Raw genomic sequence first — 23,563 nt, 5'->3', positions numbered from 1 at the left:
CAGGGTGCGCCTCGCACCCCGCCTCCGCACCCGCCGTGCACGGCGAAAAGGACGAACCCGGGCGTCTCGAACGCCTAGCCGGCGTGCAGCATCAGCCCGATCCCGACGACCAGCAGCCCGGCCGCCGCGATCCGCGGCGCGCCGAACCGCTCCTTGAAGAACAGCGCCCCGATCACCGCGCCGACGATGATCGACGACTCGCGCAGGGCCGCGATCGCGGCCAGCGGTGCGCGGGTCTGGGCCCACAGGACGAGGGCGTACGCGGCGACGGACAGGGCGGCGCCGAGCAGGCCGAGGCGGGCGTAGGGCCGCAGCAGGGCCGCGGTTCCGCCGCGCCGGCGCCACAGGACGTAGGCCGGGATGACCGTGCCCTGGACCGTCATGAGCCAGGCGATATAGCCGAGGGAGGAGCCGGAGGCGCGTACGCCCAGGCCGTCGACCACCGTGTACGCGGCAATCGTCAGTCCGGTCGCCAGTGCCGCCCCGATCGCCGCCCAGTCGGGCCGGTGTCCGCGCAGGCCCCACAGGGCCACGCCGGTCAGCCCTGCGCAGGAGACGGCGATCCCGGCGGCGGCCCGGCCGTCGGGCACCTCGTGCGCGAACACGGCGGCGAGGACCGCGACGACCAGGGGCGCGCTGCCCCGGGCGATGGGGTAGGCCTGGCCGAAGTCGCCCAGTTCGAAGGACCGCATCAGCAGCGCGTAGTAGGCGATGTGGATGGCGGCCGAGGCCAGCAGATACGGCCAGGCGCCGGCCGCCGGGAACGCCACGAACGGCGTCAGCGCCAGCCCGATCAGCAGCCCGCCACCGGAGATCAGGGCGAAGCCGGCGAGTTTGTCGGTGATGCGGTGCGCCAGGGCGTTCCAGCCGGCGTGGGTGACCGCGGCGAGCAGCACCGCCGCGGTGACCAGCGGGGTCACGAGTGGCGCTCGCGCACGTCCACCAGGGTGCCGCCGGCGTGGGCGATCAGCGTCTTGGGCTCCATCGGGAAGACGGTGTACGGGGTGCCGGCCGCGGCCCACACGAGGTCGTGGTCGAGCAGCGAGCGGTCGGCGAGGACGCGGGTGGCCGTCCGGTGACCGAAGGGGGGCACGCCGCCGATGGCGTACCCGGTCGTCTCCCGTACGACGTCGGCCTTGGCCCGGGTGACCTTCTGCGCGCCGAGCTCCTGCCGGACCCGCTCGACGTCGACCCGGGACGCCCCGTCCATCAGCACCAGCACCGGCTCGCCGTCCGCGGCGAAGATCAGCGACTTGCAGATCTGGCTCAGCTCGCAGCCGATCGCGGCGGCTGCCTCGGCGGCGGTGCGGGTGGCGTCGGGAAACCGGCGGACCTGTGGAATCACGTCCCCGAGCCCCAGCCCCTCGAGCGCCTCGGCGAAACGAGGGTGGACGTGGATGCTGCCATTGCTCGCGCTCATGAAGGCACCGTAGCGGCGCATGTACGGTACAGGCGACCGGGTTTGCGAGGCACCGTCGGTCCGCCGTTGTAGCCCCTCGGGAGCGGACGTGCGGCCCGGAAAGCGTGTGATCCAACGAGGAACGCGCCCGCCACTATTTTCAGACTGGACTTTTCGCGCAGATCAAATTTCGCCATTTTGATCGCAAGGTTGCGTCCGCGGCAATCAGGGGTGATATCGGACGGGTTGATCAGAACCAGATTCAGGCCATGTTCGAGTGGAGCACCTCCTAACGGATAACCGCAAAGACTCCCTGGTCAAACAGGATGGAAGACGTTAAAGGGCCCGTGAAGATTTTCAGCCACACATGGACCCTTTTACGTGGAGCGGAGCTTCTCTCTCTGGAGTCACCTGATCCAGTGTGACGTGCGCCATTCATCGCCTTCTTGACTCTTCCGAGCAGATGGTTTCTATAGTTGGTAGCGCAACGGGGAGCGAGCAATGATCACCATGCTGAAGCAGTGACGTAATGACACGGGGGCTACGTGCGGTAACTTTCTATTTTCACGGAAGTTCCCGCCCGGCTGTCCGCATTGCATTTTCAGCCTGGCGTGTGCGCGAAGATTATTTTTGCGCGGCACTCATCTTCCGATCATTTCGGCAACCGCATCACGGGGGATCTGTTTTTCGTTGCGGGAACATCCAGCCAATGGATTGAGCCGAAAAGGAGAGTGTCATGGCTGAGATAGCAGCCTTCATGAACGCGCAGGAGATACCCTCTCTCAAGGATGGTATGGCCAAGGCTGACGGCACGCCGATCATGGCCACCCCTGCGGCCGTCGTAGCCATTCCGGCGGGTGCCAAGATCGGGGCGGCGGCGGTGGCGTTCACCATCCCCGTCGGCGCCTACGTCACCGGGCGCATCTTCGGCTGAGGCGGGGAGATCTCGATGAACCAGATCACAGAGAGCGCGCGCAACGCCGCGTCGCCAACCCTGTCCGAGGTGGAGAGCGACAAGGTCGTGCGAATGATGCCGGTGGCCTTCACTCCGAGCGTCGTGGCGCTGTGCCCCTACGCGGGCGGCGGGTTGGCCGCAGGTGCCGCGGTGGTCGGTGCCTACGAGGCTGGGCGCGCGGCCGGCTGAGGGTCCCACCCGACGCCTGCGTGCTGATCGCAGGCCTGTAACGGCACCTGTGGAGTGAATCCCGCTGGTGCGACGAAGCTGTCGGGCCGCGCGCCAATCGCGGCCCGACAGCTTTCCTATGTTAACCGACCCGCTGGCCAGCCAGGAGGAATCTTGAAATACCTGAACAAGATCGGCTCGGCAATTTTCGGCCCTGTGCCGATTTCCCGAGGAAGGGCGTTAGGGGTATCGGAGAGGTTGGCGGCGCTGACAACACTGTCCTCTTCTCTTGAGTACATGGACCAGCACAGGCACATGGATCCCGGCGGGTTGAACGACTGGGAGATCATGAAGAGGACCCCGGAGGCCAGGAACGTAGCCCTCCGGAAGGTCGCGAATGTTGTAAGCAGAAAGAAAGTAACGCTGGCCCTGCATGCGACGCGAGCCGCAGTCAGTGTCGGCATGCTCTTGCCGGGAAATTCCCGGTGGCGCGGCGCTGGGAACCTATTTCTGAGCGGCACAAGCTGTCTTCTGCAAGCTCGCCATCGTTATGGGACCGACGGGTCGGACCAGGTGGCGAACCTCGTGCAAAGCGTGACCGGCGTGACGCGGCTGGCAAAGAAGCCAGAAACTCAAGACGCCCTCCTGTGGTACATCGGCGTACAAGCGAGCATGTCCTACGCTATCTCCGGCTGGGTCAAGCTGGTGGGTGACAAATGGCGGGATGGAACGGCCCTTCCCGGAGTGATGCGGACACGGACTTACGGTTCTGAGCCGATCTACCGCCTGACGCAACGCCATCCGAAGGCCTCCAAGGCCGTTCAGCACGCGACCTTGGCGATGGAGTGCCTCTTCCCGCTCGTCTACGTGGCCGGTGGCCGCTTCACACGCCCGTTCCTGGCTGCGGCCGCCAGCTTTCACGTGGCCAACGCATTCGTCATGGGGCTCGGACGGTTCATGACGGCGTTTCCCGCGATGCATCCGATGGTCGCCTACACCACGGCGCCCAAGGCTCACCCTTCGGTCACAGGACGTGACGACCGGGTGGCCAAAGCCGCGGCCCTGCTGCTGGCAGGCGGTGTCGCCGCCAGTGTCACAGTCGCCGCGCAGCGCCGAGCCATCGTTCTCGAGGGCTGGCCCACATCTCGGAAGCTCGTGACCCGGCACGGCAACGAGCTCGTGTACGAAACAGGGGGTCCGGATTCGGACGCTCCAGTCCTGGTGTTCTGCGCGGGACTGGCCTCCACATCGGAGCACTTCGCGTGGATCACCGAACGGTTCGCGCACGGCTCGGAGCACGCCGTCGTCTCCTATGCACGGGCGGGCTACGCGGCGAGCCGCCGCAACAGCAAGGCACCCTACGAGCTGGCAGAATCAGTCGACGACCTGGAAGACCTGGTATGCGCCGTCGTACCGGAGAACCGCAAGGTCGTCCTGGTCGGGCACTCCTTGGGAGGGGAGCTGATCCGACGACTCGCTCAGCGCATACCGGAGCGATTGGCGGGTCTTGTCTATCTCGATCCGTCGCACCCTGCGGAACTGCAGCGTTCAGACCGTCAGCGTGCTGGAGCGAAGGACCTTCGAGTCACGCTGGCCCACGTGGCCCGCTATACCCGGCTGGGGACCGGGATTTTGATGAGCCGGCCCGGCTGGGTCGACAGGCTGCCCCCGGCGTACCGCGAGAAGGTGTTCGCGCAGTACACCGACGCCCGGCTGTGGATCGCTGGCAAGCGGGAGTGGCTCGCCGTCGAGAAGGAGTTCACCGAGTTCACGGGGGCCATTGAACCGCTCACCACACCCCCGCTGATCATCGCCGCGCAGCAGACCGTGGACCAGGACCCGGAGCAGTTCTTGCTGTACAACGAGCTGGCTCGGGCTCATCAAGGTCATGGCGAGCGGGGTGGGGTCGAAGTCATCGAGGGGGCCGATCACGACTCCATGCTGACCGAGGCGCGCTATGCGCATCAGGCGGCTCAGCTCATGACGGAGTTCCTGGCGGCAGGGCGCCGAAGCGACGAGGCCGATGCGGTGGCCGCCCACGAGGGAGGTTCTGAACGGTGAAGCCTGGAGCCCTCCTCAAGGACACGTTCACTGGGCCCGGTTCCCTCGCGCGATGGGTGGGAGCGGGCATGCTGGTGACGACACTGGCCGCGCAGCATCCGCACCTCGTCTTCGACCGCGCTCGCACCAGGGACCTCTTCTCCATGGTGCCGAACTGGAAGTTCTTCGCCCCGAACCCGGCGGTCCACGACTTCCACTACACCTACCGGACCCTTGATCTGGACGGCGAGACCAGCGAGTGGCGCGAGATCGAGATGATCGCGCCTCGGAAGCTGTACCAAGCGTTCTGGTTCGCCTCCCGTCGTCCGGAGAAGGCGGTCTTCGACATCTGCACTGCCATCCTGCAGGAGGCGCAGAAGGGCGGAGTCCGGCAGGCCCAGCAGCTGTCCTCCTACCAACTGTTGGTCGAGTTCATCCGCCGCACCGTCCGCGAGGAGCAGGGCGAGGAGGCGGTGAAGGGATTCCAGTTCGCGGTGGTCCGCGCCGCGGGGCACGACCGCAGCGAGCAGCCGGAGACCCTCTTCATTTCGCCGTACACGCCGATGAAGGCGTCGGCTCCGCAGCACCTGGCTGCCGCCTAGCGACGGGTCCAACCACCACAACGGTGTGCTGCGGCGCCCTGCCACCGCGCGGGGCGTCGCCAGCCAAAGCCCCTGACAGGGGTGACCTCCGCCCAAAGCCTGGTAAGGACACAAGCAGATGAATGGTCACGTGGACGACCTCGGTTACGGCAAGCAGTTCGCCACCTGGTATGACCGCCTCTTCCCCAAGGACGCCAACGCCCTCACCACAGCGGAGACACTCGCCCGCCTCCATCCGGATCCGGATCAGGGCACCCTGGAATTCGGCGTCGGAACCGGCCGCATCGCCATCCCGCTCTCCCAGAAGGTGGGCCGCATCGTCGGCCTCGACTCCTCACCGGAGATGCTGGCGCTGCTGGCCGACGATCCCGGAAGCGGGGAAGTGACAGGTGTCCACGCCGACATCCGCACCTACAGCGACAATCGCGGCTACGCACTCGTCTACGCGGTCTGCGGGATTCTGTCCATGCTCCTGACCCCAGAGGACCAGCAGAAGGCCGTGCAGCAGGCGGCGGAACTCCTGGCCCCGGAGGGCCGACTGGTGATCGAGACCGGCAACCGGCCGGCCGTCGAGGCGATGCACGAGGGGCTCGCACGGATCACCCTGTTCACCCCGTACCCGGAACCTGGCACAGGCCTTCAGACACACTCGACCCTTCCCCCCGGATCCGACCTCTGGCAGTGCTCCCACGTCTGGTACGAAGCCGACGGGACCACCCGCGTCGGAAGCGAACTCGCCCGCCTTACGACCCCGGACGAGGTCGACGCCTATGCCACCGCGGCCGGCCTCACTCCCGAAGCCCGCTATGCCGACTGGCAGTTGTCTTCCTACACATCCCAGTACCCGATGTTCCTCGCCACCTATCGGAAGGGCGCGTGAGCGGGGGCTGAACCACCCGCGTCCACGCCACAACCACGGAAGGGAATCATGGTGACAACCAACCGAGTGGTGTCTTTCGTCGTCGCCTTCATCGTTGCGGTACCGGTCATGCTGACGGTCTTCCGCGACGGCGGCGAACTCACCCGGGCCACCTGGGCCAAGAGCCTCATCTTCGGCGGCAGCATCGCCGTGATCGCCGCCATCGCCTTCGGCAGGAGCAGGAGGTGAATTTATCTGCCGTCGTCCGCCGCCACCGCACACTGCTCGGCGTGGGAATCCTGCTGGGCTTGCTCGGTACGGCCGCGACGCTTCTACAACCGTTGCTCATCGGTGACTTGATCGAAGCGGTGGCCGTGGACGAGCCGACCGTGCAGCCGATCCTGCTGCTTGCCGGGCTCTTCGTCGCAGACGCGCTGCTGGCCGCCACGCACTTCTATCTCATCGGGCGAGCCGGCGAGAACATGGTCTTCGACCTGCGGGCCACCCTCACCGGGCGTCTCTTGCACGCCCGTATCCGCGCCTTCCATCGGCTCGAACACGGCGACATCTTCACCCGCACCGTCGCCGACACCTCCCTGGCGCGCGTCGCACTGTCCTCTTCCGTATCCCAGATGATCACTTCTGGCTTCACGGTCATCGGCTGTGTCGGCGTCATGCTCTGGCTCGACTGGCGGATGCTGCTGGCCACTGCAGGCTGCCTCGGCGCGGCTTCGGTGATCGGGCTCGCCCTGGCGCGAGCCGTGCGCAAGGTCGCGGTGACGAACCGCCAGGACACGAGCGACTACGGATCGGCGCTCCTGCGGGTCCTGGGTGCCCTCACAACGGTGAAGGCCTCCCGCGCCGAAGAGCGCGAAGCCGAACGGATCGGAGAGCTGGCGGATGCCGCGCGACTCAGCGGCATCCGTGTCACTCGTCTCTCGGCCATGCTGATGCCCGCCATGAACGTGGGCACCCAGGTGTCCCTCGCCGTAGTCATCGCCTGGGGCATGTCCCGCACTGCCACGGGTGCGCTGCCCATCGAGGACCTCACCGCGTTCATCATGTACCTCTTCTACCTGGTGTCCCCTCTGGTGATGCTGTTCATGTCACTCGGGGAGATCCAGCAGGGCCGGGCCGCGATCGACCGGGTCAAAGAACTGGCCCACATCGAGACGGAGTCCACCGAAGGCGCCTCGGCTCCGATACCTGCTGCGGGAGCGAGCGCCGTCGAGTTCGAGGGCGTCGCGTTCTCCTACGGCGACACCTCCGCTCCCGCCCTGACCGGGGTGTCGTTCGCGCTGCCTCCCACCGGCGTCATCGCGATCGTGGGTGCTTCCGGGGCAGGCAAGACCACTCTGTTCCAGCTCATCGAGCGCTTCCAGACGCCCGACGAGGGCACGATCCGCCTGGGGGGCACGGACATAGGAGCCATGCGCCTGGACGAACTACGATCCCGGATCGGCCTCGTCGAGCAGGATGCCCCCTTGATGCGCGGGACCGTCAGGGAGAACCTCACCTACGCTTGCCCCGCCGCCACGGCCGCGGATATCGACGAAGCCCTGTCCGCAGCTCACCTCACCGACGTCGTCAGCGCTCTGCCGGACGGCCTGGACACCTCTTTGGGCGAGGGAGGGATCGGATTGTCCGGCGGGCAGCGTCAGCGCCTTGCCATCGCCCGTGCCCTCCTCACCCGCCCGGACGTCCTCCTGCTGGACGAAGCCACCTCGCACCTCGACTCCGACTCCGAGACCGCGCTCCGTGCGGCCATCGCCGACATCGGCACGCGGTGCCTCGTCCTCACCATCGCCCACCGCCTCTCCACCACCATCGGCGCGGACCGCCTCCTCGTCATCGAGGCCGGAAAGCTACGTGCCACAGGCACCCACAGCGAACTGATGGAGAGCGACACGACGTACCAAAGCCTCGCCAGCGGACAGATGACCCCCGCAGGGGGAGGTGTGAGGTGACCGATGCCGCGATCGTGGGCACGGGCCCCAACGGACTCGCCGCCGCCGTTACCCTAGCCAGAGCCGGGCTCAAAGTGGTCCTGCACGAACAGGCCGACACCCCAGGCGGCGGCCTGCGCTCGATGTCGCTCTTCGACAGCTCTGTCGTCCACGACATCTGCTCGGCAGTCCACCCGATGGCCGCCGCGTCCGCGTTCTTCCGGTCCTTCGACCTGCCTACGCGCGGCGTCCGCCTGCTCCAGCCCGACATCCCCTACGCCCACCCCCTGCCCGGCGGACACGCGGCGGCGGCCTGGCGAAGCCTCGCATGCACCGCCGAACACCTCGGCGCAGACGGGCCGCGCTGGTCACGCTTGCTGGGCCCGCTCGCAGACCGGTCCACCGCTGTCGTCGACCTGTTCCTCTCCGACCTGCGCTCCCTGCCGCGGTACCTCCGTGTGCCGGCGCTTCTGGCGCCCCGGATCATGGCCCTCGCCACGAACCGCACGCCGTTCACCACCGTGGAGGCCAGAGCCCTGCTGACAGGCGTGGCCGCCCACGCCGTCGGGAAACTGCCGTCGCTGGCATCGGCGGCGGTGGCCCTGCTCCTGGCCCACACCGCCCACGCCAGCGGCTGGCCACTGCCAGAAGGCGGAAGCATCCGCATCGCCGACGCACTCATCGCCGACATCACCGCCCATGGCGGCACCTTTCACACCGGCCACCACGTCAAGGACCTGGCGGAACTGGGCAACGTCCCCCTCGTCCTCCTGGACGTGAGCCCCACCGAATTCCTCACCATTGCCGGCGACCGGCTCCCGGCGGCGTACCGCCGCGCCTTGCGCCGCTACCGCTACGGCCCAGGCGCGGCCAAGGCCGACTTCCTGGTCAGCGAACCCATCCCGTGGACCAACCCCCTCTTGGGGCAAGCCGGCACCGTACACGTCGGCGGCCCACACACCGACATCATCCGCCAGGAGACCGCGACCGCCGCAGGCCAACAGATCCCCGACCCGTTCATGCTGGTCGTCGACCCGGCGGTCACCGACCCGACACGGGCCTCTGGCCATAAGCGCCCGGTGTGGGCCTACGCCCACGTGCCCAACGGAGACACCCGCCACCCAGTCGAGATGATCCGCGCACGTATCGAGGAATACGCCCCCGGATTCACGGACACGATCATCGCCTCTCGCGGCCTTTCGGCAGCCCAATACGCCACGTACAACCCGAACTACGTCGGCGGGCACATCGCATCCGGCGCACTGACCCTGCGTCAGAGCCTGGCCCGCCCGACCCTGCGCCGGGATCCTTACACCACGCCCCTGCCCGGCGTGTACCTGTGCTCGGCCTCAACACCGCCGGGCCCGTCCGTCCACGGCATGTGCGGCCACCTCGCCGCCCTCTCCGCACTTCGACGTCACCACGGCATACGGACCTCACCCGCCCTGTCCCCGAAACCGGATCAGGAGTTCATCTGATGCGCACGCTCGTCCGAACAGTGCCCGCTATCGCTGCCGCTGCCGACCTGACACTGGTCCCCGCGGCGCCGGCATCCGCCGACGAAGCCCCGTCCGTCAGCGGCGTCGAGTGTCGAGCGAGACAGTCGTCGCGGCAGGACAACGGTGGACCGAGCCGGGGACTTCTGCCCTCACGCGCGAAGCTGGTCATCCACGGAACCACCCAGATCTGCGGTCCCGGATCGGTCGAGGTCAACGCACGCCAGGCCTATCGGCCCACCGTCACCGGGCCCACCAACGAGAACTGACTTCCCCAACCAGCATCGAATCGCCGCGGTATCCAACGAACGAGGTGCACTCTTGCCGATCTCCCTGTGGAAGCGCCATGGCCTGTTCCTTGCTGCCGGAGCCCTCTGCATTCTCGTGAACGGCCAGGGGCCGGGCCCGTTGTGGTACACGGGGGTCACCCTTCTGCTGCTTGGCGGGTTGATGCGCTGGGGAATGTGGCGCAACCAGCGTCCACCGCAAGGACAGTCACCGATCCCGGTCGATGTGCCCGTCAGCGGACGCTGGCAGGCCATCAACGGTCCCGCCACGAAGGTCCCCAGCCACACACACAGCCACGCACAGACGTATGCCATCGATCTGGCATGCCACCCGACCGGGGAAGCCACGCCCTCGTTCCGCTGGCTCTGGCCGCTCGGCAAACGTCCCCACCACTACCCGGCTTTTGGCAGCCCTGTTCTGGCCCCGGGAGACGGTGTGGTCGTGGCGACTACCGACCGTCAGCGCGACCACTTCTGCCGTACTTCACTGCCGGGCTTCATCTATCTGTACCTGGAGGGCTTCGTCCGCAGCCTGGGATGGCCTCGCCATCTCTGGGGCAACTACGTCATCCTGGAACTCGGGGAGAGCGTGTACGCGGGCTTGGCCCATCTGAAGCGCGGCTCCCTCCGTGTTGCCGTGGGGGACCGGGTGTCCGCAGGCCAGCAGCTGGCCGAATGCGGCAACTCCGGCAACTCCTCCGAACCCCACCTACATTTCCAACTCATGAGCGGGCCGGACTCCGAAACCGCTCATGGCCTGCCCTTCGAGTGGCGCTACCGCGACGACGACGGCGCCGAACGCGACGGAGTGCCCGAGGACAACTCCTACTTCACTCCGCTGAAGTCCCACTGAGCCGCTCGGGGGTTCGACTTCACCCTCCCAGCCCCCCATTCCCCACCCGGCGTGCAGGCGAGGCGGGAGCGCGCACCGCACACACCGGCCCAGCCACTCAACGAACCCACATCGCAAACCTGCCGGCCCCCCGGGCTCCTCTCCGGCCGCCCGCACGCTTCTCCCCCGTGTTGGCGTGGAAGCACGACACTGGCAAAGAAGCGGGCGGCCCGACGGTCACTTCGTGACGTACGGGAGGAAGTCTGCCCACGTGGTGTGAGCGACGGTCAGGTGTGCGGACTCGGGTCGCTTGGAGTCGCGGATGTGGATGGTGGCGGGGGTGCTGGCCACTTCGACGCAGTCGCCGGGTTCACTGCTGTCGCTGTAATTGCTCTTGAACCAGTGGAGTTCGGCGGTGCTCATAGTCTCCCCAGTGCTCGCTCGATGAAGACCAGCGACTCCCTCGGCGGGAGAGCCTGCGCCCGGATCATGCCATAGCGCAGTTCAAGGAGGTGGAGATCCCTGGGGTTCTCGACCGGGCGGGCGTTGAACATGCCGGTGGAACGTCCGATCGCCGTACCGTCGGCGAACTTCAGCACTTGGATCAGCCCCGCCGCTCCGGCGTTCTCCTCACAGTCGGTCGGCATGACCTGTAGCGTGACGCTCCGCAACTGCGCTACTTCCACGAGGTATTCAAGTTGTCGGCGCAGCACCATCTTCCCACCGTATGGCCATTCGAGCGTCACGTGTTCCTGGACGAAGCTGAGCGTCGGCGCGGGCACCCGCTCGAAGACGGCCTTCCGAGCCATGCGTGCGGCAGTCTCGCGCTCCACGACATCTTCACTGAGCGCGGGCTGCCTCGACCTGAACAGGGCTCGCGCGTACTCGGGCGTCTGCAAGAGGCCATGGAGGTTGTGAGTGCCGTACAGCAACATCTCCACGGCCCGCCCCTCCAGCTCTGCCAGCTCCCGCACCTTCTTCGGATACCGAGCCTTCTCCATGTCCTTCTTGAAGGCCCTGACATGCCTCTGCGCCCCCAGCACATCGTCCGCCCGGTCCAGGAACTCCGGTCTCGGAAGCCGCTGCCCCCGCTCGATCTTGCGGATCATGTCCTCGCCGTACCCCATGACCTCGGCGAACTCGGCGGCCCGTATCCCCGCCGCTTCCCGGCACACCTTCAGCAGCCGCCCCACCGCCTGCACCAGCGGCTCGATCTCGTCCCCGGGCTCGACGTCCCAACCGGCCTCGTCCGCGACCTCGTTCATGCCCACCTCCACCGTGCAGCCGTACCCTGACCAACCCCCGAGACAGCCGAGACAGCACGAGACAAAGCCCGGACAGTTCCACTACGCACAGGAGCGATCACTCACCCAGAGAAGTCGTAGCCTGCACTCTGAGTGACATGAACGGCGAGATGATTGCCCCTGAAAACGAACTCACCCACACCATCCGCAACTTCAGCGTGCTGCTGTCCCCCACTCCGCGCGGCGCCCGCCTGGCGCGGCTCCTTGCCCGGGAGCAACTGCGCACCTGGGGGCTGCCGTTGGAACCGGCGGAGCTGATCGTCGGCGAGCTGGCCGCCAACGCGACGACGCACGGCCGCGCGGCCGGCCGTGACTTCCGTCTGACGCTCTACGTCGTGGCCGGCACCCTCCGTATCGAGGTCACGGACACACGCGGCGACCGCCTGCCCCACCTCGACCGCACCACCGCACCCGACGCCGAGTCCGGCCGGGGCCTCGTGCTCGTGGACACCCTGGCCGACCGCTGGGGCACGACACCGGGGCCGTGCCCACGCAAGACAGTCTGGGCCGAGCTGCGCATGGCGAATCCAGCAGCCGGTGTCCCACGCGCCTTTCACTCCGCGGGCGCAGGTGACAGCGGGCGGAGTGACGTCTCCGAGCGCATGGAAGAACTACTGGCCGGGCTTGCGGAGGAAGGGACGTGCAAGAGAGGGCGGGATGTACGAAGCATGGGATACCTTTGTATGAAGCACATCTCAGGGAGGTGCACCCATGTCCGCCACTCAGATCGACATCGACGACGAGGCTCTTGCCGAGGCGATGAAGCTGTCCGGTGCCAAGACCAAGAAGGAGATGGTCAACCTGGCACTGCGGGAATACGCCGAGCGTCGGCGGCGCACCGAGGCCCGGCTGCGGTATCTCGAGATGGCCCAGGAGTGGGACGAGGACAGCTTCTGGCGTCGTCACGCGGCGGAGAAGGGCCTGCCGGACGAGGGCCGCACGAAGAAGGGCGTCGCCTGACCGTGATCCGTTATCTCGCCGACTCGACCGCTGTCTGGCGGCTCCAGCGAGACAAGAGGCTCAACAACGTCTGGATGCACGAGCTGGAGGACGGGGCCATCGGCTCCTGCGCGGCACAGCGCACGGAGTTCCTGCAGTCTGCGCGGACACTCGACGAGTACGACCACATGGCTGCGATGTTCGCTGACCTGTATCCGGACGTCACCGTGCCGAAAGGCGCATGGCGCTGGATCGAGGCCGGGCAGCACCGGCTCGCCCAGCGCGGGCAGCACCGGAGCCTCTCCGCCGTCGACTGGCTGGTCTGCGCAACGGCTGCCCACCACGGCCTGGTGGTCCTGCACGACGACAACGACTTCTGCGCCGCGGCCCGCATCCTCACAGACGTCACCGAGCGGAACGTGTTCGCCCCGCCGGCATGAAGAAAGCCGGTGAGGGCGCCCCGTCCCCACGGAGCCCTCACCGGCTGGTCTGGTTCAGGAGTGGCCGGTCAGACCCGGACCAGCTCCCTGTCCTCGTCCTTCTTGTCGTCGTCCGTGCGCAGGCCCTCGCCCTCGACGTCGACGTTGGGCAGGATCCGGTCCAGCCACTTCGGCAGCCACCAGGCCTTCCTGCCGAGCAGCGCCAGCACCGCCGGGACGATCGCCATGCGGACGACGAACGCGTCGAAGAAGACGGCGACCGCGAGTCCGAAGCCGATCATCTTGACCATCGACTCGCTGGAGCCGATGAAGCCGGAGAACACCGCGATCATGATGACCGCCGCGGCCGTCACCACCCGGGCGCCGTGCTTGAAGCCGGTCACCACGGCCTGGCCGGGCGTCTCGCCGTGGACGTAGGCCTCCCGCATCCGGGTCACGAGGAACACCTCGTAGTCCATGGCGAGGCCGAAGACCACACCGACCATGAAGATCGGCATCATCGACATGACCGGGCCGGTCTCCTCCACGCCCATCAGGCCGGACAGCCAGCCCCACTGGAAGACCGCGACCACCGCGCCCAGCGCCGCCAGCACGGACAGCAGGAAGCCGAGGGCCGCCTTCAGCGGGACGAGGATCGAGCGGAAGACCACGATCAGGAGGAGGAAGGCCAGACCGACGACCAGGATCAGATACGGCACCAGCGCGTCGTTGAGCTTCTGCGACACGTCGATGTTCATCGCCGTGGCCCCGGTGACCAGGACCTCCGCGTCGGAGCCGGCCTTGATGTCCGCCCCCGCGTCACGGATGTCGTGGACGAGTTCCTCGGTCGTCACCGAGGACGGCTTGGCGTCCGGGATCACCGTGATCGTGGCCGTGTCGCCGGCCTTGTTGGGCTGGGCCGGGGTCACCGTCACCACGTTGTCGAGGGCCTTGATGTCCTCGCCGGTCTGCCGGAAGACCGTCTGCGGGTCGTCGCTGTCCTTGGCGTCGACGACGACCATCAGCGGGCCGTTGAAGCCGGGGCCGAAGCCCTCGGAGAGCAGGTCGTAGGCGCGGCGCTGGGTGGTGGACGTCGGCTGGGAGCCGTCGTCGGGCAGACCCAGTTCCAGGGAGGACGCCGGGACGGCCGCGGCTCCGAGGCCGACGACACCGAGCAGGAGCACCGCCACGGGGCGGCGGACGACGAAGCGGGCCCAGCGGGTGCCCATGTTCGGGCGCTGCTCGCCGTCCTCGCCCTCCTTGTGCTTCTCGCGCCCGCCGCCGAGCAGCTTGCTCTTCCGGCCGGCCGGGCGGACCCGGCGGCCCGCGTAGCCGAGCAGCGCCGGGATCATGGTGAGGGCGATCAGGACGGCGATGGCGACGGTGCCCGCGGCGGCGATGCCCATCTTGGTCAGCATCGGGATGTTGACGACGGACAGGCCGACCAGGGCGATGACGACCGTGAGCCCGGCGAAGACCACGGCGGAGCCCGCCGTGCCGACGGCCCGTCCGGCCGCCTCCTCGCGCTCACGGCCCTCGGCCAGCTCCGCGCGGTAGCGGGAGACGACGAACAGCGCGTAGTCGATGCCGACCGCGAGGCCGATCATCGTGGCCAGGGTCGACGTGGTGGAGCCCAGGTCGAGGGTGGAGGCCAGCGCGGTGATGCTCGCGACCCCGATGCCCACGCCGATGATCGCGGTGAGCAGCGGCAGCCCGGCGGCGAGCAGCGAGCCGAAGGTGATGACCAGGACGACCGCGGCGATGCCTATGCCGATGATCTCGGCGGCTCCGGTGTGCGGCATGGCCTGGAGGGCGTCACCGCCGATCTCCACGGTCAGCCCGGCGTCACGGGCGTCCTCGGCGGCGCCTTCCAGCGCGTCGCGGGAGGAGTCCGCCAGCTCCATGCCGGAGACCTTGTAGCTGACCGAGGCGTAGGCGATGGTCCCGTCCTGGCTGACGCCGCCGCCCTGGTAGGGGTTGGTGACGGCGGCGACCTCGGAGCCGTCGGAGAGCTCCTTGACGGTCTCGGTGACGGTCGCCTTGTTCTCGGCGTCCGTCATCTTCTCGCCGGCGGGCGCCTTGAAGACGACGCGGGCGGTCGCCCCGTCGGCGCTGGCGCCGGGGAAGCGTTCCTCCAGCAGGTCGAAGGCCTTCTGGGCCTCGGTGCCGGGGATGGAGAAGGAGGTGGTGCCGGCGGCGGGAGCGCCGGCCGCGCCGACGCCCGCGAGCGTCAGCAGCGCCACCCAGAACAGGGCTACGAAGTGCCGTCGCCTGAAGGCGAACCGGCCGAGTCGGTAGAGGAAAGTGGCCACGAGGGCGTACTCCCGGTCAGGTCGTGGGTTCTTCGGGGCAGGGTGGATCAGCCCGACGACGAGAGCGGTGACGTCAGGTGCGTGGAGTGGCTGACTGGGGGACGGTCAGTGAAGGGGGACGCCGAGGGCGGGGAGGACCACGGCGTCGATGTACGAGGTGAGGAACTCCCGCGTCGGCGGCAGGTCGTCGATGAGCGTCCGGGTGGCGAACGCGCCGACGAGCATGTGCACCATGTAGTCCAGCGCCGGGTTGTCGGAGCGGACCTCGCCCCGGTCGACCGCCCGCCGGACGATCCGCCGGAACTCCTCCATCTCCGGTTCGACCAGTAGTTCCTTGAACGCCTGGCGCAGATCCGGGTTCATGTGCACGGCCATGGCCAGGGCCCGCATCAGCGCTGCGTTCTGTTCCATGGCGCAGTCGTCCTCGCGGGCGACGATCGCGTGCAGGTCGCCCCGCAGCGAACCGGTGTCGATGTCCGCCATGCTGCCCGGCTTCTGGCTGCGCATCGCCTTCACCACCAGCTCGGCCTTGCCGCCCCACTGGCGGTAGAGGGTGGCCTTGCTGGACCGGGTGCGGGCGGCCACGGCGTCCATCGTGAGGGCGTCGTAGCCGACCTCGCGGAGCAGGTCGAGCACGGCCGCGTACAGCTCGGCCTCGCGCTCGGGGGTGATCCGGCTGCGGCGCGGTGCCGCTACGTCCGTCATCCCGCTCACCTCTCAGCTCCGGGTGCCTGCCGCGCCGCCGTCTGCCGAACGACACGGTTTCGTACACCACAAAGGTACCCCAGCCCTTAGGGAAACGAAACCGTTTCGTACGTGTGCTGGGTCACGTGCGCACACGAGTTGCCCGGGTCCGCCACCCGGAAAAGCATGGGGAGGTGAGCTATCTGCGCCTGCCGCATCTCAACGACGACCTGCTGTGCTTCGTGACCGAGGACGACCTCTGGCTCGCCCCGCTCGACGGTCCCGGCCGGGCCTGGCGGCTCACCGTGGACCGCACCAAGCTCGGCCCGCCCCGCTTCTCCCCCGACGGGCGCCACATCGCGTACACCAGCTGGCGCAGCCTCGACCCCGAGGTCCATCTGGTCCCGGTGGACGGCGGTCCGGGCCGCCGGCTGTCGTACTGGGGCAGCACCGACACCCAGGTCTGCGGCTGGGCGCCCCCCGACGGCGACGGGCACGCCGAGATCCTCGCCGTCACCTCGCACGGCGAGCCCTTCTCGCACTTCACCTGGGCCTACAAGCTCACCTGCGACGGCAGCCCGGGCCGCAAGCTGCCCTGGGGGCCGGTGGCCGACATCCAGGTCGCCGACCTCGACGGCGAGCGCAGGACGCTGCTGCTCACCGGCACGCCGCCGCACGAACCCGCCTCCTGGAAGCGCTACCGGGGCGGCGCCACGGGCAGGCTGTGGCTCCACGGGCACCGGCTGCTGGAGGGCATCGACGGGCATCTCGAGTCCCCGATGTTCGTCGGCGGCCGGATCGCCTTCCTCTCCGACCACGAGGGCGTCGGCAACCTCTACTCGTGCGCGTACGACGGCTCCGACCTGCGCCGGCACACCGACCACGACGCCTTCTACGCCCGCGCCGCCTCCACCGACGGCCGCCGTGTCGTCTATCAGTGCGCCGGCGACCTGTGGATCGTCGACGACCTGTCCCCCGGCTCGGCGCCGCGCAGGCTGGAGGTGCGGCTGAGCGGGCCGCGGGCCGGCCGGCGCCCCTACCAGGTGCCCGCCGCCCAGCACCTGGACGGCATCTCGGTGGACGAGACCGGCCGGGCCAGTGCCGTCGTCGTCCGCGGCAGCCTGTACTGGCTCACCCACCGCGACGGCCCGGCCCGCACCCTCGTCGACGTCCCCGGCGTACGGGTGCGGCTGCCCGAGATGCTCGGCGCGAGCGGACAGGTGGCGTATGTGACGGACGCCGAGGGCGACGACGCCATCGAGATCGCCTCCCTGCCGAGGGCGAGCGGCCAGCGCGCTCCCCGGCGACTGGCCTCGGGCCGGCTGGGCCGGGTGCTGGAAATGGTCGCCGACCCCGAGGGCGAGCGGCTGGCGGTCGCCTCGCACGACGGACGGCTGCTGCTGGTCGGCGTCGGCGAGGACACGGGCGAGGGCGGGGAGACGGCCGGCGGGGAGGCGGCCGGGGAGAAGCAGGCGTACGGCGAGGTCACCGAGCTGATCCGCTCCGTCAACGGGCCGGTGCGGGACCTGGCGTTCTCCCCGGACGGCAGCTGGCTGACGTGGTCGCACCCCGGCATCGGCCGCTCGCTGCGGCAGATCAAACTGGCCCGCATCAAGGACCGTCTCATCGTCGACGTCACCGACGGCCGCTTCGAGGACGAGAACCCCGTCTTCACCCGGGACGGCCGCTATCTCGCCTTCCTGTCCTGGCGCGGTTTCGACCCCGTGTACGACGTGCACACCGGCGATCTGTCCTTCCCGCTGGGCTGCCGCCCGTATCTGGTGCCGCTGTCCTCGGCGACGCCCTCTCCCTTCGCCCTGAACCCCGAGGGCCGTCCGGCCGCAGGTGGCCTGGACCCGGTGGAGGCGGAGGAGGGCGAGGAGAGCGGTGCGGTGACCGTCGAGGTCGAGGGGCTGGAGAGCAGGGTCACCCCGTTCCCGGTCGCCGCGTCCAAGTACTCCGCGCTGCGCCCGGTCGCGGGCTGCGGACTGGTGTGGCTGCGCTGGCCGATCTCGGGCGCGCTCGGCGAGACGTTCGCCAACCCGGACGACACCAGCGGCCGGCCGACGCTGGAGCACTTCACCATCACCAAGGCGAAGAAGTCCGAACTCGTCCAGCACCTCGACCTGTTCGCGGTCAGCGGCGACGGGACCCGCCTGGTCGTCCTCGACGAGGGCGACCTGCGCGCGGTGCCCGCCACCGAGGCCGGTGACAGCGACTCCACGGTGTGGATCGACCTGCGGCGCATCCTGCACGAGGTCGACCCGCCCGCCGAGTGGCGCGGCGCGTACGAGGAGGCCGGCCGGCTGATCCGCGCCTACTTCTGGGATCCCGGCATGTGCGGCATCGACTGGGACGCGGTTCTCGCGCAGTACCGCCCGCTGGTCGAACGCGTCGCCTCCCCCGACGAGTTCGCGGACCTGCTGCGCGAGGTCCTCGGCGAACTCGGCACCTCCCACGCCTACGTCACCGCCGCCCGCCGCAACGAGGGTCCCCCGCACTACCGCCGCCCCCAGGGCCTGCTCGGCGCCAACCTCGTCCACCGCGACGGCGGCTGGACCATCAAGCGCATCCTGCCCGGCGACTCCTCCGACTCCCGGGCCCGCTCCCCGCTGGCCGGCACCGGCATCCGCGACGGCGCGGTCCTCACCCATGTCGACGGCCGCCCGGTCGACCCGGTGGCGGGCCCGTACCCGCTGCTCGCCGGCGCGGGCGGCACGACGGTCGAGCTGACCTTCCGGCCCGCCGAGGGCGAGGGTCCGCCCCGCAGGGTCGCCGTCGTCCCTCTGATCGACGAACGCCCCCTGCGCTACCAGGACTGGGTGACCAAACGCCGCGAGGTGGTACGGGAGTTGAGCGGCGGCCGGTGCGGCTATCTGCACATCCCCGACATGGGCGGCTCCGGCTGGGCACAGTTCAACCGCGATCTGCGCATGGAGGTGTCCCGCCCGGCCCTCATCGTCGACGTCCGCGGCAACGCGGGCGGCCACATCAGCGAACTCGTCATCGAGAAGCTGACCCGCACCATCCTCGGCTGGGACCTCACCCGCGACGCCCAGCCGGTGTCGTACACCTCCAACGCCCCGCGCGGCCCGGTGGTGGCCCTCGCGGACGAGGCGACCAGCTCCGACGGCGACATGATCACGGCCGCCTTCAAACTGCTCCGGCTGGGCCCGGTGGTCGGGCAGCGCACCTGGGGCGGCGTGGTCGGCATGACCGGCCGCCACCGCCTCGGCGACGGCACGGTGATCACGGTCCCCATGAACGCGGCCTGGTTCGACGCGTACGGCTGGTCCGTGGAGAACAAGGGCGTCACCCCCGACCTCGAGGCCCTCCGCACCCCTCTGGACTGGGCAGAGGGCCGCTACGCCCAACTCGACGACGCGGTACGCCTCGCCCTGGACCTCCTGGAAACCAACCCGCCTGCAACACCGCCGGACTACTCCCACGTACCGGACAGATCAAGACCGAAACTACCGCCCCGCTCGTGAGGAGGGGTCGGGAACAGCAACACAAAAGCGGGGCGCCCGTCAATCGAAGGGCGCCCCGCTCGCGTTCGGCTAAAGCCAACCGCTACACGTCGTAGTCACGGTCGAACCGCTCCTCGGACTCCCGCTGCTGCGGGTCCATCTCGTCGTCACGACGACGACCACGCTGCTGCTGCTCGCGGCCCGGCTGGCCCGGCTGGCCCTGCTGACCCTGCCGACCCTGCTGGGTCCGCTGCTTGGCCTGCTCCTTGAACTGCTCGGTCTTCTCCTGGAACTGGTCCTTCATACCCATGTGGGTTCACTCCCGTGGGGGGTGAGGGGATCTGGCTCGACCAGATTCACACGGACGGTGACCCTGCGCATGTCGATCACTTACGGAGCGTAGTCGAAGTCCTGTGCTGCTCGTCGGCGTTGCCGCCCGCCCCGACCAGGCCGATGCGCATGCCGTCCAGCCGGTCCGCGAAGCGCCGCATCTCGCGCTGCCCCACCGTCCCTATGACGGCGGGCAGATAGCCGCGCACCCCCTGCATCCCGCGCAGCCACCACTGCCCGTACACATGGCTGGAGCGCCGCTCGATCCCGGCCACGATCCGGTCCACCGCCGGACCCAGCGGATAGGTCTTGTTGGACGGCCACGGCAGCCGCTGCCGCAACTCCCGCATGACCTCGTCCTGATCGGCCCCGCGCACCATGTCGGTGTCGGTCCACGACAGATACCCGACGCCGACCTTCACCCCGCGGTACCCGACCTCGGCGCGCAGGCTGTGCGCGTACGCCTCCACACCGGACTTGGACGCGCAGTACGCGGTCATCATCGGCGCCGGCGTGATCGCGGCGAGCGAGGCTATCTGCAGCAGATAGCCGCGGGACTCGACGAGCAGCGGCAGGAACGCACGCGCGGTGACCGCCGACCCGATCAGGTTGACCTCGATCACCCGCCGCCAGGCCTCCGGATCGGAGTCGATGAACGGACCCCCGGTCGCCACACCGGCGTTGGCGACCACGATGTCGACCTTGCCGAAGCGTTCCTTGACCTCACCGGCGACCCGCGCCATGGCCTCGGCGTCGGTGACATCGGCGTACCAGTGGTCGCTCTCGCTGTGCAGCCGGGCGGAAACCTGCTTGAGGGCGTCCGGCTCCAGCCCCACCAGCGCCACCTTCACCCCGCGTGCGGACAGCTTGCGGGCGAGCAACTCGCCCACCCCGCGCGCCGCTCCGGTGACGACGGCGACCTGACCTTCGAGACTGACCCTGCTCATGCGCTCTCCTCGGCGGGTACGGGGGGTTCGGCGGGTACGGGGTTGATGTGATCGGCGACGAGGGCCCGTATCTTCCCGGTGACCAGGTCGGGCGCCTCGATCGGCGTCATGTGGCCGATGCCGGGAAGTTCGGTGAGTCCGAGGCACTCGGGCAGCGCGGCGGCGATGGTCCGCGCGTGCACGGGCGGCGTCAGCCGGTCCGCGGCACCGGCGACGACCTCGGTCGGCACTCTCAACTCGCGCACCGCGTCGCCGAGATCGAGCGGCTCGAACAGCTGCGACCAGGCGTACCGCACGCGCGTGGGGCAGGCGTGCACGATGCGGGCGCAGGCGTCCACCATGTGCGGGGCCGAAGCGGGGCCCATGGTGCCGTACTTGAGGATGCGGCGGGACAGGGCCGTGACCGGTCCGAGCGGGGCGCGCGAGCCGAGGACGCGCTTGGTCAGCCACGTCCGCACCCGCCCCGGGCGCAGCGGCAGCACGGTCGACTCGGCGACCAGCCGTGAACCGCCCGTGCTGCACAGCAGGACGGCCGCGGCGTGCTCACGGAACGTCGGCCGGGTGGAAGCCGCCATGATGGCCATACCGCCCATGGAGTGCCCGGCGATCACGGCCCGTTCGCCCGGCGCCAGGGCGGCGGCCAGCACCGCCTCCAGGTCGTCGGCGAGGGCCTCGCGGGAGCACAGGGGACTGGCGGGACTGCGGCCGTGGCCGCGCTGGTCGTAGGCGATGACACGGTGGTCGGCGGCCAGTTCGCGGATCTGCGCGGCCCAGAAGGCGGTCGAGCAAGTCCAGCCGTGGGCCAGGACCACGGCGGGCGCGTCGTCGGAGCCGTGCACCTCCACGTGCAGCCGGGAGCCGTCGGCGGAGACGGCGGTCAGTTCACGGGCGGCGGGCGGCGGGGCGTACGGCCCCGAGGTGACGTGGGTCAGCCGGCTCACGCGGTCACCTCGGCGTTCTCCTGCGGGACGGCGGCCGGCTGCTCGGCGGCCGGCTGCTCGGCGGCCGGCTGCTCGGCGGCCGGCTGCTCGGCGGCCGGCTGCTTCGCGGGCTCGCGCAGGACGGCGTACTCGGCGAGGTCCACCCGCCGGGTCGCCCGCCGGAACTCACTGGTCGTGCCGGGCCAGATGGTGGTGTTGCGCCCGTTCTCGTCGAGGTACCAGCTGGTGCAGCCGCCGGTGTTCCACACCGTGCGCTTCATCCGCTCCTGCACGCGGTGGTTCCAGGCGCGTACGGCGCTGGGGCGGGCGTCGAGGGCGGCCCGGCCACCGAGGACGTCGAGCTGGCGGAGGTAGTCGGCCATGTAGTTCAGCTGGGACTCGATCATGAGGATCATGGAGGAGTTCCCGAGGCCCGTGTTGGGCCCGATGATCGTCATCCAGTTGGGGAATCCGGCGGCCGACGCACCGCGCAGGGCCTGCATGCCGCCCGCCCAGGTCTCGGCGAGGGTCTTGCCCTCGGCGCCGACGACCCGCTCGGCGATGGGCATGTCGGTCACATGGAACCCGGTGCCGAACACGATGGCGTCGACCTCGGCCTCGGTCCCGTCGGCGGCCACGACGGTCGATCCGCGCACCTCGCTCAGCCCGCTCGCGACCACGTCGACGTTGGGCTGCGCGAGCGCCGGATAGTACGTGCTGGACAGCAGGATCCGCTTGCAGCCGATGCGGTAGTCGGGGGTGAGCTTGGCGCGCAGGGCCGGGTCCTTGATGGCGCGGGCCATGTTGCGCTTGGCCAGCTGCTCCACGAAGCCGAGCTCGCCGGGGTGCTTGGTGAACGCCTGGACCTGCAACTCCCTGATGCCCCACAGCAGTCCGCGGCGCAGCTGGGTGGTGAAGGGCAGCGCCCGGTGCAGGGCGCGCTCGGCGCCGCTGATGGGCCGGTCGACGCGCGGCAGAACCCAGGCCGGGGTGCGCTGGAAGAGGGTGAGCCGCGAGACCTGGGGCTGGATGGACGGCACGATCTGGATGGCCGAGGCCCCCGTGCCGACCATCGCGACCCGCTTGCCGCGCAGGTCGTAGTCGTGGTCCCAGCGGGCGGAGTGGAAGACCTTGCCGGGGAAGGTGTCGAGCCCCGGGATGTCCGGCACCTTGGGGTCGGACAGCGGCCCGGTGGCGGAGACGACGACATCCGCGCTGAGGCTCCCGCTGCTGGTCTCGATCTCCCACCGCAGCCGCTCGGTGTCCCACACCATCCGCTTCACCTCCGAGTCGAAGCGGATGTGGGGGCGCAGCCCGAAGGTGTCGGTGACGTGCTCCAGGTAGGCGCGGATGTGCTCCTGCCCGGAGAAGGAGCGCGGCCAGTCGGGGTTGGGCGCGAAGGAGAAGGAGTAGAGGTGCGAGGGCACGTCACAGGCGCACCCGGGATAACTGTTGTCCCGCCAGGTGCCGCCGACGCTGCTCGCCCGCTCCAGGACGACGAAGTCGGTGATCCCCTCGCGCCGCAGCCGGACGGCGGCACCCAGCCCGCCGAACCCGGACCCGACCACCGCGACCCGTACATGCTCGTGTTCGTACTCGGCCATCCCGAAGCCTCCACGCATCGCTCAGAACCCTGCCAGTGAACACTGGCGCA

23 protein-coding genes and 1 pseudogene are annotated in these 23,563 nt (G+C 69.2%); 14 read left to right on the top strand and 10 right to left on the bottom strand.

Features of this window, described 5'->3' with window-relative positions; genetic code table 11:
• Positions 1–74: 74 nt before the first annotated feature.
• Together AB0412_RS20090 and AB0412_RS20085 are read right to left on the bottom strand one after the other, a co-directional pair.
• Entirely contained in the window at positions 75–920 is an 846-nt protein-coding gene (locus AB0412_RS20090; RefSeq protein WP_366403917.1) for an EamA family transporter, read from the bottom strand.
• Positions 917–1,420, bottom strand: coding sequence for a YbaK/EbsC family protein (locus AB0412_RS20085; RefSeq protein ID WP_366403916.1), 504 nt, complete (start codon positions 1,418–1,420; stop codon positions 917–919). Before AB0412_RS20085 ends, AB0412_RS20090 begins: the two co-directional genes overlap by 4 nt.
• A 715-nt stretch (positions 1,421–2,135) precedes the next feature.
• On the opposite strand from AB0412_RS20085, the gene AB0412_RS20080 reads away from it, so the two are divergent.
• The 10 genes from AB0412_RS20080 to AB0412_RS20035 all read left to right on the top strand — a co-directional run bounded on the left by AB0412_RS20080 (position 2,136) and on the right by AB0412_RS20035 (position 10,605).
• Entirely contained in the window at positions 2,136–2,333 is a 198-nt protein-coding gene (locus tag AB0412_RS20080) for a hypothetical protein (protein WP_366403915.1), read from the top strand.
• 15 nt (positions 2,334–2,348) lie between these two features.
• Positions 2,349–2,543 (top strand): hypothetical protein, encoded by a 195-nt coding sequence (locus tag AB0412_RS20075; protein ID WP_366403914.1) that lies wholly within the window; start codon positions 2,349–2,351, stop codon positions 2,541–2,543.
• 153 nt (positions 2,544–2,696) lie between these two features.
• The gene (locus AB0412_RS20070) at positions 2,697–4,583 is read left to right on the top strand and encodes an alpha/beta fold hydrolase (protein ID WP_366403913.1); all 1,887 of its coding nucleotides are present in this window, start codon (positions 2,697–2,699) and stop codon (positions 4,581–4,583) included.
• A gap of 68 nt (positions 4,584–4,651) precedes the next feature.
• Positions 4,652–5,164 carry a hypothetical protein gene (locus AB0412_RS20065; RefSeq protein WP_366403912.1) on the top strand — a complete coding sequence of 171 codons (513 nt, stop codon included), beginning with the start codon at positions 4,652–4,654 and terminating at the stop codon, positions 5,162–5,164.
• A gap of 118 nt (positions 5,165–5,282) precedes the next feature.
• Positions 5,283–6,044 (top strand): class I SAM-dependent methyltransferase, encoded by a 762-nt coding sequence (locus AB0412_RS20060; RefSeq protein WP_366403911.1) that lies wholly within the window; start codon positions 5,283–5,285, stop codon positions 6,042–6,044.
• Between the two features lie 48 nt (positions 6,045–6,092).
• Positions 6,093–6,272 (top strand): hypothetical protein, encoded by a 180-nt coding sequence (locus tag AB0412_RS20055; protein WP_366403910.1) that lies wholly within the window; start codon positions 6,093–6,095, stop codon positions 6,270–6,272.
• 41 nt (positions 6,273–6,313) lie between these two features.
• Complete coding sequence (locus AB0412_RS20050; protein ID WP_366403909.1) at positions 6,314–7,990, top strand: ABC transporter ATP-binding protein; 1,677 nt, start codon at positions 6,314–6,316, stop codon at positions 7,988–7,990.
• Positions 7,987–9,447, top strand: coding sequence for an NAD(P)/FAD-dependent oxidoreductase (locus AB0412_RS20045; protein WP_366403908.1), 1,461 nt, complete (start codon positions 7,987–7,989; stop codon positions 9,445–9,447). The genes AB0412_RS20050 and AB0412_RS20045 overlap by 4 nt, the downstream gene beginning before the upstream one ends.
• Positions 9,447–9,734 carry a hypothetical protein gene (locus tag AB0412_RS20040; RefSeq protein ID WP_366403907.1) on the top strand — a complete coding sequence of 96 codons (288 nt, stop codon included), beginning with the start codon at positions 9,447–9,449 and terminating at the stop codon, positions 9,732–9,734. The genes AB0412_RS20045 and AB0412_RS20040 overlap by 1 nt, the downstream gene beginning before the upstream one ends.
• A gap of 52 nt (positions 9,735–9,786) precedes the next feature.
• A complete protein-coding gene (locus AB0412_RS20035; protein ID WP_366403906.1) occupies positions 9,787–10,605 on the top strand; it encodes a M23 family metallopeptidase in 819 nt (272 codons plus the stop codon).
• Between the two features lie 216 nt (positions 10,606–10,821).
• Here the strand turns inward: AB0412_RS20035 and AB0412_RS20030 are convergent, their stop codons facing one another.
• The gene (locus tag AB0412_RS20030; protein WP_366403905.1) at positions 10,822–11,007 is read right to left on the bottom strand and encodes a DUF397 domain-containing protein; all 186 of its coding nucleotides are present in this window, start codon (positions 11,005–11,007) and stop codon (positions 10,822–10,824) included.
• The gene (locus tag AB0412_RS20025; RefSeq protein ID WP_366403904.1) at positions 11,004–11,849 is read right to left on the bottom strand and encodes a helix-turn-helix transcriptional regulator; all 846 of its coding nucleotides are present in this window, start codon (positions 11,847–11,849) and stop codon (positions 11,004–11,006) included. Before AB0412_RS20025 ends, AB0412_RS20030 begins: the two co-directional genes overlap by 4 nt.
• A 137-nt stretch (positions 11,850–11,986) precedes the next feature.
• Here AB0412_RS20025 and AB0412_RS20020 point away from each other — a divergent pair.
• The 3 genes and pseudogenes from AB0412_RS20020 to AB0412_RS20010 form a co-directional block, all read left to right on the top strand.
• Positions 11,987–12,409: pseudogene (locus tag AB0412_RS20020) on the top strand (ATP-binding protein); the annotation flags it as partial.
• 190 nt (positions 12,410–12,599) lie between these two features.
• Entirely contained in the window at positions 12,600–12,848 is a 249-nt protein-coding gene (locus AB0412_RS20015) for a type II toxin-antitoxin system VapB family antitoxin (RefSeq protein WP_366403903.1), read from the top strand.
• 2 nt (positions 12,849–12,850) lie between these two features.
• A complete protein-coding gene (locus AB0412_RS20010) occupies positions 12,851–13,267 on the top strand; it encodes a PIN domain-containing protein (RefSeq protein ID WP_366403942.1) in 417 nt (138 codons plus the stop codon).
• A gap of 68 nt (positions 13,268–13,335) precedes the next feature.
• On the opposite strand, the gene AB0412_RS20005 is transcribed toward AB0412_RS20010, so the two are convergent.
• Together AB0412_RS20005 and AB0412_RS20000 are read right to left on the bottom strand one after the other, a co-directional pair.
• Positions 13,336–15,558: an MMPL family transporter gene (locus AB0412_RS20005; RefSeq protein WP_366403902.1), complete on the bottom strand. Its 2,223-nt coding sequence runs from the start codon at positions 15,556–15,558 to the stop codon at positions 13,336–13,338.
• A gap of 105 nt (positions 15,559–15,663) precedes the next feature.
• The gene (locus tag AB0412_RS20000; protein WP_366403901.1) at positions 15,664–16,263 is read right to left on the bottom strand and encodes a TetR/AcrR family transcriptional regulator; all 600 of its coding nucleotides are present in this window, start codon (positions 16,261–16,263) and stop codon (positions 15,664–15,666) included.
• 173 nt (positions 16,264–16,436) lie between these two features.
• Here AB0412_RS20000 and AB0412_RS19995 point away from each other — a divergent pair, with 173 nt between their 5' ends.
• The gene (locus AB0412_RS19995; RefSeq protein ID WP_366403900.1) at positions 16,437–19,733 is read left to right on the top strand and encodes a S41 family peptidase; all 3,297 of its coding nucleotides are present in this window, start codon (positions 16,437–16,439) and stop codon (positions 19,731–19,733) included.
• A gap of 82 nt (positions 19,734–19,815) precedes the next feature.
• Here the strand turns inward: AB0412_RS19995 and AB0412_RS19990 are convergent, their stop codons facing one another.
• The 4 genes from AB0412_RS19990 to AB0412_RS19975 form a co-directional block, all read right to left on the bottom strand.
• Positions 19,816–20,022 (bottom strand): hypothetical protein, encoded by a 207-nt coding sequence (locus AB0412_RS19990; RefSeq protein WP_366403899.1) that lies wholly within the window; start codon positions 20,020–20,022, stop codon positions 19,816–19,818.
• 76 nt (positions 20,023–20,098) lie between these two features.
• Positions 20,099–20,989, bottom strand: coding sequence for an SDR family oxidoreductase (locus AB0412_RS19985; protein WP_366403898.1), 891 nt, complete (start codon positions 20,987–20,989; stop codon positions 20,099–20,101).
• Entirely contained in the window at positions 20,986–21,930 is a 945-nt protein-coding gene (locus tag AB0412_RS19980) for an alpha/beta hydrolase (protein ID WP_366403897.1), read from the bottom strand. Before AB0412_RS19980 ends, AB0412_RS19985 begins: the two co-directional genes overlap by 4 nt.
• Entirely contained in the window at positions 21,927–23,513 is a 1,587-nt protein-coding gene (locus AB0412_RS19975; protein ID WP_366403896.1) for an NAD(P)/FAD-dependent oxidoreductase, read from the bottom strand. Before AB0412_RS19975 ends, AB0412_RS19980 begins: the two co-directional genes overlap by 4 nt.
• Between the last annotated feature and the right edge of the window lie 50 nt (positions 23,514–23,563).

Origin of the sequence: Streptomyces sp. NPDC052012 (genome assembly GCF_040689265.1) — a bacterium.
GTDB lineage: Bacteria > Actinomycetota > Actinomycetes > Streptomycetales > Streptomycetaceae > Streptomyces.
The sequence above is the reverse complement of the archived record's forward strand: the minus strand, read 5'-3'. Positions and strand labels throughout refer to the sequence as shown.